Genomic DNA, 11,271 nt, shown 5'->3' with positions numbered 1-11,271 from the left:
TCAACGATGCCCGCAGGTAGCATTCTCGTAGCCGATGACGATACCGCCATCCGCACCGTTCTCAATCAGGCACTGTCCCGCGCCGGTTACGAGGTGCGGCTGACCGGCAATGCCGCAACGCTGTGGCGCTGGGTCAGCCAGGGCGAGGGTGATCTCGTCATCACCGACGTGGTGATGCCGGACGAAAACGCCTTCGACCTGTTGCCGCGGATCAAGAAGATGCGGCCGAATTTGCCCGTCATCGTCATGAGCGCGCAGAACACGTTCATGACGGCGATCCGAGCTTCCGAGCGCGGGGCTTACGAATATCTGCCGAAGCCCTTTGACCTCAAGGAGCTGATCGCCATCGTCGGTCGCGCGCTCGCCGAGCCGAAGGAGCGGACCTCGACGCCTGACGAGGATGCCGAGATGGAGGCGATCCCGCTGGTCGGCCGTTCGCCAGCGATGCAGGAAATCTATCGCGTGCTGGCGCGCCTAATGCAGACCGACCTCACCGTGATGATCACGGGCGAGTCCGGCACCGGCAAGGAGCTCGTGGCGCGCGCGCTGCACGATTACGGCAAGCGTCGCAACGGGCCGTTTGTCGCGGTCAACATGGCGGCGATCCCGCGCGATCTCATCGAGTCCGAATTGTTCGGCCACGAGCGCGGTGCCTTCACCGGCGCGAACACCCGCGCCTCCGGCCGGTTCGAGCAGGCCGAAGGCGGCACGCTGTTCCTGGATGAGATCGGCGACATGCCGATGGAGGCGCAGACCCGTCTGCTGCGCGTCCTTCAGCAGGGCGAATACACGACGGTCGGCGGCCGCACCCCGATCAAGACCGACGTGCGCATCGTCGCCGCCTCGAACAAGGACCTGCGCGTCCTGATCCAGCAGGGCCTGTTCCGCGAAGATCTGTTCTTCCGCCTCAACGTCGTCCCGCTGCGGCTGCCGCCTTTGCGCGAGCGCATCGAGGACCTGCCCGATCTCGTGCGTCACTTCTTCACGCTGGCCGAGAAGGACGGCCTGCCGCCGAAGAAGCTGGATGCGCTGGCGCTGGAGCGGCTGAAGCAGCATCGCTGGCCCGGCAACGTGCGCGAGCTGGAAAATCTCGCCCGGCGCCTCGCAGCGCTCTATCCGCAGGACGTGATCACGGCCTCCGTCATCGACGGCGAGCTCGCGCCCCCCTCGGTCAGTCCGGGCGCTGCGGTCCAGCAGGGCGTCGACAATCTCGGCGGCGCCGTGGAAGCGTATCTGTCCTCGCACTTCCAGGGCTTTCCGAACGGTGTGCCGCCGCCCGGCCTCTATCACCGCATCCTCAAGGAGATCGAGGTGCCGCTGCTCACGGCCGCGCTCGCTGCCACCCGCGGCAACCAGATCCGCGCCGCCGACCTGCTCGGTCTCAACCGCAACACGTTGCGGAAGAAGATCCGGGACCTCGACATCCAGGTGTATCGGAGCGGGGGCTGATTCCGCTCAGAGCCGAAGCTGGGCAGGCCGAAGCGGAAGGAGCCGAGGCCGACTAACACCCGCCGCGACGGTGACGCGAATGCCGGCGGTTGCCGAGCTTCGGAGGCGGGCACGGCCGCTCTGAAAAAATCCGCAGGGTAGCTCGGTTGCTCGCAGGCGCTGCCGGCTGCTCCAGATCGGCTTGCGTGCTTCGGGGGACCGGGCAGCAACGCGGCGATCGCGAGCTGGATTCACACCTGCGCTGGGACGGCGGAACGCGGAGACCAGCGAGGCGCTGAACGAGCAATTGGCCAGAACCAGCGAGAACAATCCGAGCGCACGGGCTTCCACCTCGGCTATGCCGCGGCCGTGCGCCGCGATGTTGATGCGAGGACGCCGAGGGCACGCTCCACGCAAGTCCGCATTGGTTTGCCCGGCGGTGGCTCAGCTCCCCCTACCAAGGCAGAGCTGAGCCTGTCCGGATCGCGCTGGCCGTTGTGGCTGACGCGCTGAGCAGAAATCCCAATCGGCCTAAATGTTCCGCTTGCGTTCAAATGGGTCGTTCGGCCGCAACGCGCGGCATGACATCTATCTGACCGTTTGGCCGGATGCCGGCATCACGCTGGCGAGATTCACCGGGACCTGCTGAAGGGCGAGGCCGTTGACCAGGAGGTCGGCGGCCACGATCAGCAGAAGAACGGCCGAAACCATCGTCGCGAGAAAGATCCTATCCATGCCGGATCAAGCCGGGACGGCGGGAATCCGTTCCCAGCCGAATGGCATGTCCCTGTGGATTGCGCCGCTCCGCGGCGGGGCAGACGCCGCGGAATTGTCGCAATTCGGCAACAATGTGGTACGAATACATCAGTACCCGCCCGTCGCGGACCCGTTTTCAGCACCACCATTGCCGGAATGACCAGCGCAGACACCTCGGCCGCACACTTTGACACGGCCCCAGCGGAAGAGCCCCGGCGTTGGTCGGTGCGGCGCTGGCTGGCACCCGTTGCCGTGGCGCTGGCGCTGCTGTCGGCCTTCCTGACCTTCCTGGTCCTGACCGGTCTCACCAAGATCGAGCCGACGCCCGAGGTGGTCCGTACGTTCTACCTGATCAATGCGGCCACGATCCTGCTGCTGGTCGGCATCATCATCCGCGAACTCTGGCAGCTGATCCTGGCGCGGCGGCGGGGCAGGGCGGCGGCGCGTCTCCATGTCCAAATCGTCAGCCTGTTCTCGATCGTGGCGGTGCTGCCGGCGGTGCTGGTCGCGGTCGTCGCCAACGTCACCATCGAGCGTGGCCTCGACCGGCTCTTCTCCGGGCCGACCAAGGAGGTGATCCAGAACTCGCTGACGATCGCGCGGGCCTATATGCAGGATCACGCGCAGCTGATCCGTGGCGACATCATCGGCATGGCCAACGACATCGCCCATGCCCGGCCGCTCTACGACCAGGACCGCCGCTCGTTCCGCGAGATGCTGACGGCGAGCGCCGCCTCCCGGAACCTGCCGGGGGCGATGATCATCGACAAGAACACCAACATCCTGGAGTCGGCCGACACCGGCATGCGGCTGGCTTATTCGCCGCCGGCGTCGGACTTTCTCAGCAATGTCAACGAGAACGAGCCCGAGATCGCGGTGCTCCCCGATGCGAGCTTCGTCGCCGCGGTGATCCGCCTGCGCGCCTTCAACGACACCTTCCTCTATGTCGCCCGTCCGCTCGACCCGAATGTCGTCAATCAGCTCAAGCAGACCGAAGTCAGCGTCGCCGAATACGCCCAGATCGAGTCACGCCGGCTCGGCATCCAGGTCGCGTTCGCGCTGATGTTCGCGGTGATCGCGCTGACCATTTTGATGGCCTCGGTGCTGATCGGCCTCAACTTCGCCAATTCGCTGGTCTCCCCGATCCGGCGGCTGATGAACGCGGCGCACACGGTCTCGACCGGCGACCTCCACGTCCAGGTGCCCGTGCACCAGTCGGAAGGCGATCTCGCCCAGCTGGGTGAGACTTTCAACAAGATGACGCAGGAACTGCGCAGCCAGCGCGACGAGCTCGTCAACGCCAGCGATCTCATCGATAGCCGCCGCCGCTTCATCGAGGCCGTGCTGTCCTCGGCGAGCGCCGGCATCATCGGCGTCGATACGTCCGGCAGTGTCGGCATCCTCAACCGCTCCGCCGAGAAGCTGATCGGGCACTCCGAAGCGGAGACCCTCGGCCATCCGCTCTCCGACGTGCTGCCCGAGCTCGACGAGATGATGAAGGCGGCGCGCGAAGGGACCCAGCGTCTGGTGCAGGGCCAGATCACGATCACCCGCGACGGCACCGAGCGCAATCTGTCGGTCCGCGTCAGTGCCGAGAAGAACCAGCCGCACGACAGCTACATCATCACGCTCGACGATATCACCGAGCTCGTCTCGGCCCAGCGCACCTCGGCCTGGGGCGACGTCGCGCGTCGCATCGCGCACGAGATCAAGAACCCGCTGACGCCGATCCAGCTCTCGGCCGAGCGCATCCGCCGCAAGTTCGGCAAGACCATCACCGAGGACAAGGACAAGCAGATCTTCGACCAGTGCACCGACACCATCGTGCGCCAGGTCGACGACATCAGGCGCATGGTCGACGAGTTCTCGCGCTTTGCGCGGATGCCCAAGCCTGTAATGGAAGGCGAGGACGTCGCGGACACCGTGCGGCAAGCCGTGTTCCTGATGAAGGTCGCCCATCCCGAGATCGACATCGAGGCCGCGTTCAAACAGGATCCGCTGCGCGCCCAGTTCGACCGGCGGCTGATCTCGCAGGCGGTCACCAACATCATCAAGAACGCCACCGAGGCGATCGAGCAGGTCCCGCCGGAAGAACTCGGCAAAGGCCGCATCGACGTCGTGGTGTCGCGCGAGGGCGAAGACGTGTTGATCGACGTCATCGATAACGGCATCGGCCTGCCCAAGGTCGCGCGCTCGCGCCTGCTCGAGCCGTACGTCACCACGCGTGCCAAGGGCACCGGGCTGGGGCTGGCCATCGTCGGCCGCGTGCTGGAAGACCATGGCGGGCGCATCGAGCTGAAGGACGCCTCCGACTTCCGCGAAGGCCAGCGCGGCGCCTGGATGCGGATGCGCTTTGCCGTCTCGGGGCAACCCGCGAAGTCCGAGATGGTCGAGCAAACGCCGGCGGCCAAGCAAGCGGCCACGGAACCCGTCAAGAGCCAGCAAACCAAAGAGCCGGCTGAAAAGACCAATGATTCAACCAAAATCGAAGCCTCAACAGGCAGCTGACAACACAGGCGCGATCCATGGCAAGTGAAATTCTGATTGTCGATGATGAGGCCGATATTCGGGATCTCGTTGCGGGCATCCTCGAGGACGAGGGCTTCGTGACCCGGACCGCACGCGACAGCGATACGGCGCTCGCCGAGATCGCCAATCGCCGGCCGCATCTCGTGTTTCTCGATATCTGGCTGCAAGGCTCCAAGCTCGACGGCTTGCAGCTCTTGGAGCAGGTCAAGAAGGACAATGCCGATCTGCCCGTCGTGATGATCTCAGGCCACGGCAACATCGAGACCGCGGTCGCTGCGATCAAGCGCGGCGCCTACGATTTCATCGAGAAACCGTTCAAGGCCGACCGGCTGATCCTGGTCGCGACCCGCGCACTGGAGAACTCGCGGCTCAAGCGCGAGGTCAAGGAGCTGAAACAGCTCGCGCCGAGTGCCAGCCAGCTGGTCGGCCGTTCGCCAAGCATGAACCAGCTACGCCAGACCATCGAGCGCGCCGCCAAAGCCAACAGCCGTATCCTGATCGTCGGCCCCGCTGGCGCCGGCAAGGAACTGACCGCGCGCACGCTGCATACGGCCTCGGGCCGCGCCGACGGTCCTTTCGTGGTGATCAATGCCGCCGCGATCACGCCCGAGCGCATGGAGCACGAGCTGTTCGGTGTCGAGCAGTCCAATGGCGAGCAGCCGCGCAAGCCCGGCGCGCTCGAGGAAGCCCATGGCGGCACGTTGTTCATCGACGAGATCGCGGACATGCCGCGCGAGACCCAGAACAAGATCTTGCGCGTGCTGGTGGAGCAGTCATTCCAGCGCGTCGGCGGCACTGCCAAGGTGCAGGTCGACGTGCGCATCATCTCATCGACCGCGCGCAATCTCGAAGAGGAGATCGCGGCGGGCCGTTTCCGGGAGGATCTCTACCACCGGCTCTCGGTGGTGCCGATCCGCGTGCCGGCGCTGTCGGAGCGGCGCGAGGACATTCCGGAATTGATCGACTACTTCATGGAGCAGATCTCGGCCGGCAGTGGCTTGCCCAAGCGTCAGATCGGGCAGGACGCAATGGCGGTGCTGCAATCGCATGTCTGGCCCGGCAATGTGCGCCAGCTCCGCAACAACGTTGAGAGAGTCATGATTCTGGCGGCAGGCGGACCCGAAGTGATCATCACGGCCGATATGTTGCCGCAGGACGTCGGCTCCATGGTGCCGGCGATGCCGACCAGCAACAATGGCGAGCACATCATGGGCCTGCCGCTGCGCGAAGCGCGCGAAGTGTTCGAGCGCGACTATTTGATTGCGCAGATCAGCCGTTTCTCAGGAAATATTTCTCGCACGGCTGAGTTCGTTGGCATGGAACGGTCGGCGCTGCATCGGAAGTTGAAGGCGCTCGGCGTCGGCTAGCGCCGCGACACTGCAGGCCGCCCTCGGGAATAGGCGAGGAAAATCATCGATTTCCGTAATTTTTCGGGGCAATAGGGCATGGCCTGCCGCGTGAAGCGGCTTGCCTAATATCCCGACCTGTCCTCTAATTGAAACGCTGTTCCTTCCGAGGGGGATCTCATGAGGGACGGCAACCGGGAGAGGCCTCGTCACAAGAGGCCGCAACCGGCGCAATAAAAAGAAACTCAAAGCGAGAAAAAAACAATGGCGGCAGACCGCGCACAAAACCTACAGGACACCTTCCTTAATCACGTTCGCAAAACCAAGACGCCACTGACGATCTTTCTGGTCAACGGAGTGAAGCTCCAGGGCATCGTGACCTGGTTCGACAATTTCTGTTTGCTGCTGCGGCGCGACGGTCATTCGCAGCTTGTCTACAAGCATGCGATCTCGACCATCATGCCCGGCGCTCCGATTCAGCTGTTCGAAGGCGGCGAGGACCAGCCGGCTTGAGAGTGATCTGATTGGAACCCCGGAATTTCAGCGGGGATGCTGACCGTCCGCGGTCAGCGGGGGCTCATACGGGGCGGGTGCTGGTCATCGGCCCCTATTTGCGAGTGCGCGCAGGGACTGCCGACGCGCAAGCGGATGGCTATGTCCTGCGCGACGTTGAGGCCCGCCTCGACGAGGCCGCGGGCCTCGCGCGCGCGATAGATCTCGTCATTGCCGACGCCATCATCGCGCCGGTCAGCCAGATCCGGCCCGCGACCTATATCGGCAAGGGCAAGGTCGAGGAGATCGCCGGACTGATCAAGTCCCTCGAGGTCGAGCTCGTGGTGATGGATTGCGCGCTGTCGCCGATCCAGCAGCGCAACCTGGAGAAGGAATGGCACGCCAAGGTGCTCGACCGCACCGGGCTCATCCTGGAAATCTTCGGCCGGCGCGCCAAGACCAGGGAGGGCTCGCTCCAGGTCGAGCTTGCGCATCTCAACTACCAGCGCTCGCGCCTGGTGCGCTCCTGGACCCATCTCGAACGCCAGCGCGGCGGTTTCGGCTTCATGGGCGGCCCGGGCGAGACCCAGATCGAGGCCGACCGCCGCCTGATCCAGGAGCGCATTTCCAAGCTCGAGAGCGAGCTGAAGAAGGTGCAGGCGACGCGGCGGCTGCATCGTGCGGGGCGCCAGCGCGTGCCGTACCGCGTCGTGGCGCTGGTCGGCTACACCAATGCCGGCAAGTCGACGCTGTTCAACCGCCTGACGCGCGCCGACGTGCAGGCCGCCGACATGCTGTTCGCAACGCTCGATCCGACCCTGCGCGCACTCAATCTGCCGCATGGCGGCAAGGCGATGCTGTCCGACACCGTCGGCTTCATCTCCAACCTGCCGACCCAGCTCGTGGCCGCTTTCCGAGCCACGCTGGAGGAGGTGCTGGAGGCGGACGTCATCCTGCACGTGCGCGACATCTCGCATGAGGACGCCGAGGCGCAGCAGAGCGACGTCGACGCGGTGCTGCGCCAGCTCGGCATCAACCCCGACGATTCCGGCCGCATCATCGAGGTCTGGAACAAGATCGACCGTTTCGACCCCGAGCAGCGCGAAGAGCTGCTCAATATCGCCGCGCGCAGGCCGGAGGATCATCCGGCGATGCTGGTGTCCGCCGTGTCAGGGGAGGGCGTCGACGCACTGCTTGCCGCGATCGAGGAGCGCCTGGCCGCCAAGCGCACCACGCTCGATCTCTCCATCGACGCCGCCGACGGGGCCGGCATCAGCTGGCTGCATCGCAATGCCGAGGTGCTGGCGAAAGAGCTGCACGATGGCCGCTTCGATATGACCGTGCGAGTGGACGAGACCAAGCGGGATATCGTGGTGTCGAGGTTTGATGCCGTGCCGCACGCGATGTGATGCTCGTGAAACTGGTAGTCCGGGATGTCGCTATCAGTCGGCACAGATCATGCGCCCGACGCTTGCCAGTATTTCTACATTTGCAAAGGTTGCGGCAGGCAATTGCAGCCAAAGGCCGGCGATTGCTGTGTGTTCTGCTCATACGGGACAACGCCTTGTCCACGAAAGCAGAGCGAACATCGTTGCTGCTGATAGCGGCAATTCCGTCACCGGATCTCCTCCCGCTTCGCCGCATTCCAAAGCGCGTCCATCTCCGCGAGCGAGGCGTGCTCCAGCGTGCGGCCCTGCGCTTTCAGCGCGCGCTCGATATAGGCGAAGCGGCGTTCGAATTTGGCGTTGGTGGTGCGCAGCGCGGCTTCCGGATCGGCATCAACATGACGAGCGAGGTTGACCAGCGCGAACAAGAGATCGCCGGTTTCTTCCGCCAGCTCCTGTTTGTCGTTACGGTCCAGCGCGGCCTCGATCTCGTCGGTTTCCTCACGAATCTTTTGCAGCACCGCGCGCGGGTCGTTCCAGTCGAAGCCAACGGTGGAGGCTTTGCGCTGCAACTCCATGGCGCGGGTCAGCGCCGGCTGGCCGGCCTTGACGCCTGATAGCAGCGATTTGTGCGTCGTCGTCTCCTCCGGGGGCCGGCGTGCGGCGCGCTCGGCTTTCTCTTCGGCCTTGATGCGGTCCCAGACTTCCTTGACGTGAGAGGAGGCGAGATTGCCGTCCTTGTCGGCGAAGACGTGGGGATGGCGGCGGATCATTTTGCGGGTGATGGCCTCGACCACGTCCCCAAAATCGAACGCGTTCTGCTCCGACGCCATCTGGGCGTGGAACACGACCTGGAGCAGGAGATCGCCGAGCTCCTCTCTGAGATCGTCGAGATCGCCACGGGTGATGGCGTCCACCACCTCATAGGCTTCCTCGATCGTGTAGGGCGCGATCGTCGAAAAATCCTGCTCGAGGTCCCAGGGGCAGCCGGTCACCGGCGTGCGCAGCGCCGCCATGATCTCGATCAGGCGGGAAATGTCGCGGGAAGGGGTCATTGCGGGGCAGTCTCCTAGGCTCCAAGGCCTTATGCCAAAAGCGGGCCGCTGTTCCCAGCGGGGCGCAGCGGAACAGATCGATTTCCACCGATTGGCGGGCCCGTTCCATGGTGCTAAAGCGCGGGCCATGAGTGACGCATCATCCTCCGAAACCGCGCTGGTGCTGTTCTCCGGCGGCCAGGATTCCACCACCTGCCTCGCCTGGGCGCTCAGCCGCTTTGCGCGCGTGGAGACGTTGGGGTTCGACTACGGCCAGCGCCATGCCATCGAGCTCGCCTGCCGTGACCGCCTGCTCGACGGCATCAAAGCGCTGCGCGCGGATTGGGCTGCAAAACTCGGCGAGAGCCATACTCTGTCCATCCCGACGCTCGCGGCCGTCTCCGAGACCGCGCTGACACGCGACGTCGCGATCGCGATGGGCGCGGACGGCCTGCCCAATACCTTCGTGCCGGGCCGCAACCTCGTGTTCCTGACCTTCGCCGCGGCGCTGGCCTATCGACGTGGGATCAGCCACATCGTCGGCGGCATGTGCGAGACCGACTATTCCGGCTATCCCGATTGCCGCGACGAGACCATCCGCGCCATGCAGGCGGCGCTCTCACTCGGCATGGCCAAGCAGTTCGAGCTGCATACGCCTCTGATGTGGATCGACAAGGCCGCGACGTGGAAGCTGGCGCATGATCTCGGCGGCGACGGCCTGGTCGATCTCATCCGCGAGCAGTCCCACACCTGCTATCTCGGCGAACGTGGCGCGCAGCACGATTGGGGCTATGGCTGCGGCGAGTGCCCGGCGTGCAGCCTGCGGGCGAAGGGATGGCGGGAGTACGTGGCGGGGCGGAAATAGCGCTCCAATCTTCGCTGTCATTCCCCGCGAAGGCGGGGAATCCAGTACGCCGCAGCTTCTCGGTATCCCACGAGCGTCTCTGGAATACTGGATCACCCGCCTTCGCGGGTGATGAGGTAGTGTGCGGGAGGTTCTGCAAAAGCTGAGAGGCTGAAGCGGTCATGGTAAGTCCGGTGATTGCGAAGATCACCGCTCGTAGAGGAGCTTGGACCCGCCATGACCGTGACGAAGATTAGGACGGATGTCTCTGCAGTCAAAGAGTTGTTGAGGTCGGACAAGGAGTTCCTGAAGCCGCTGATCCAGGGTGCGGTGCAGGACATTCTCGAAGCCGAGATGACGGAGACGCTGGGTGCGGAGAAAGGGGAGCGCAGCGAGGGGCGGCTTGGCTATCGCTCCGGCTACTATTCCCGCTCGCTGATCACCCGGGTCGGCAAGATCGAGCTGAAGGTGCCGCAGGACAGGCAGGGACGGTTCTCGACCGAGCTGTTCGAGCGCTACCAGCGCTCGGAGAAGGCGCTGGTGGCGGCCTTGGCCGAGATGTACGTGCAAGGGGTCTCGACCCGGAAGGTGAAGCAGGTCACCGAGGAGCTGGTGGGCCATGCCTTCTCGGCCTCGGCGATCAGCGCGATCAACAAGCGGCTGGATGCGTCGCTGAAGGCGTTCTGCGAGCGCAAGCTCAAGGAGCCGTTCCCTTATCTGATCCTGGACGCCCGTTACGAGCGCGTCAGGGACGATGGCATCATCGCGAGCCAGGCGGTGCTGATCGCGATCGGGGTCGACTGGGAGGGCCGGCGTCAGGTGCTCGCGGTTGATCTCGCCAACCGGGAGAGCCGATCGAGCTGGAAGGAGTTTTTGGAAGGCCTGAAGGCCCGCGGCCTGCATGGCGTCGAGTTCGTCGTTTCCGATGATCATCCGGGCTTGAAGAAGGCCATTCCCGAAGTTCTCACCGGCGTGTTCTGGCAGCGCTGTTATGTGCACTTCCTCAGGAACGCGCTCGACTATGTGCCTCGGAAGGTCGATGACGATTGCCTGCTGGAGCTCAGATGGATGTACGACCGGCGCGACCTCTCGGAGGTCCGGCGCGATCTGGCCGCCTGGCTCGGCAAATGGGGCGGCAAGTACCCCAAGCTCACCGGCTGGGTGGAAGAGAACATCGAGGAGACGCTCACCTACTTCCGCCTGCCGCTGGCGCACCGCAAACACATGAAGTCGACCAATATGCTGGAGAGACTCAACGAGGAGATCCGGCGGCGCACCTACGTGGTGCGGATCTTCCCCAATGCCGAGAGCTGCTTGCGGCTGGTGCGCGCCTTGACCGTCGAGCGTCACGAGACCTGGCTCGAGGATCATCGCTATCTCAACATGGACCTGCTCAAGGAACACAAGAAGGAGGCGTTACGCCAGGCGGCCTGACGATGCTCAGGCCCACCAAGGGG

General features: G+C 64.5%; 9 protein-coding genes and 1 pseudogene. 8 read left to right on the top strand and 2 right to left on the bottom strand.

Translation table 11 applies throughout. The features are described from left to right. The first annotated feature begins 6 nt into the window (after nt 1–6). Entirely contained in the window at nt 7–1,449 is a 1,443-nt protein-coding gene (gene ntrC / locus P6U27_RS18280; protein ID WP_122403283.1) for a nitrogen regulation protein NR(I), read from the top strand. 567 nt (nt 1,450–2,016) lie between these two features. On the opposite strand, the gene P6U27_RS18275 is transcribed toward ntrC, so the two are convergent. Next, nucleotides 2,017–2,163 (bottom strand): hypothetical protein, encoded by a 147-nt coding sequence (locus tag P6U27_RS18275; RefSeq protein ID WP_164936889.1) that lies wholly within the window; start codon nt 2,161–2,163, stop codon nt 2,017–2,019. 177 nt (nt 2,164–2,340) lie between these two features. Here P6U27_RS18275 and P6U27_RS18270 point away from each other — a divergent pair, with 177 nt between their 5' ends. The 5 genes and pseudogenes from P6U27_RS18270 (at nt 2,341) to P6U27_RS18250 (ending at nt 8,152) form a co-directional block, all read left to right on the top strand. Beyond that, nucleotides 2,341–4,692: an ATP-binding protein gene (locus P6U27_RS18270; protein WP_407194351.1), complete on the top strand. Its 2,352-nt coding sequence runs from the start codon at nt 2,341–2,343 to the stop codon at nt 4,690–4,692. Between the two features lie 17 nt (nt 4,693–4,709). Further along, nucleotides 4,710–6,080, top strand: a complete 1,371-nt coding sequence (locus P6U27_RS18265) for a sigma-54 dependent transcriptional regulator (RefSeq protein ID WP_036039494.1) — start codon at nt 4,710–4,712, stop codon at nt 6,078–6,080. A gap of 243 nt (nt 6,081–6,323) precedes the next feature. Continuing rightward, a complete protein-coding gene (gene hfq, locus P6U27_RS18260) occupies nt 6,324–6,572 on the top strand; it encodes an RNA chaperone Hfq (RefSeq protein ID WP_007591126.1) in 249 nt (82 codons plus the stop codon). A gap of 11 nt (nt 6,573–6,583) precedes the next feature. Beyond that, nucleotides 6,584–7,960 (top strand): GTPase HflX, encoded by a 1,377-nt coding sequence (gene hflX / locus P6U27_RS18255; RefSeq protein WP_407194350.1) that lies wholly within the window; start codon nt 6,584–6,586, stop codon nt 7,958–7,960. Between the two features lie 49 nt (nt 7,961–8,009). Then, nucleotides 8,010–8,152, top strand: a pseudogene (locus P6U27_RS18250) (GDCCVxC domain-containing (seleno)protein). 14 nt (nt 8,153–8,166) lie between these two features. Here P6U27_RS18250 and mazG read toward each other — a convergent pair. Next, nucleotides 8,167–8,991 carry a nucleoside triphosphate pyrophosphohydrolase gene (gene mazG, locus P6U27_RS18245; RefSeq protein WP_122403280.1) on the bottom strand — a complete coding sequence of 275 codons (825 nt, stop codon included), beginning with the start codon at nt 8,989–8,991 and terminating at the stop codon, nt 8,167–8,169. 127 nt (nt 8,992–9,118) lie between these two features. Between mazG and queC the strand changes: the two genes are divergently transcribed. Then, nucleotides 9,119–9,835, top strand: coding sequence for a 7-cyano-7-deazaguanine synthase QueC (gene queC / locus P6U27_RS18240; RefSeq protein WP_407194349.1), 717 nt, complete (start codon nt 9,119–9,121; stop codon nt 9,833–9,835). Nucleotides 9,836–10,051: 216 nt separating this feature from the next. After that, nucleotides 10,052–11,248: an IS256 family transposase gene (locus P6U27_RS18235; protein WP_129146477.1), complete on the top strand. Its 1,197-nt coding sequence runs from the start codon at nt 10,052–10,054 to the stop codon at nt 11,246–11,248. Nucleotides 11,249–11,271 lie beyond the last annotated feature (23 nt).

This window comes from Bradyrhizobium sp. STM 3566 (assembly GCF_045571445.1).
Classification (GTDB): Bacteria; Pseudomonadota; Alphaproteobacteria; order Rhizobiales; family Xanthobacteraceae; genus Bradyrhizobium; species Bradyrhizobium vignae.
This window is presented reverse-complemented; position numbering and strand designations above follow the sequence as displayed.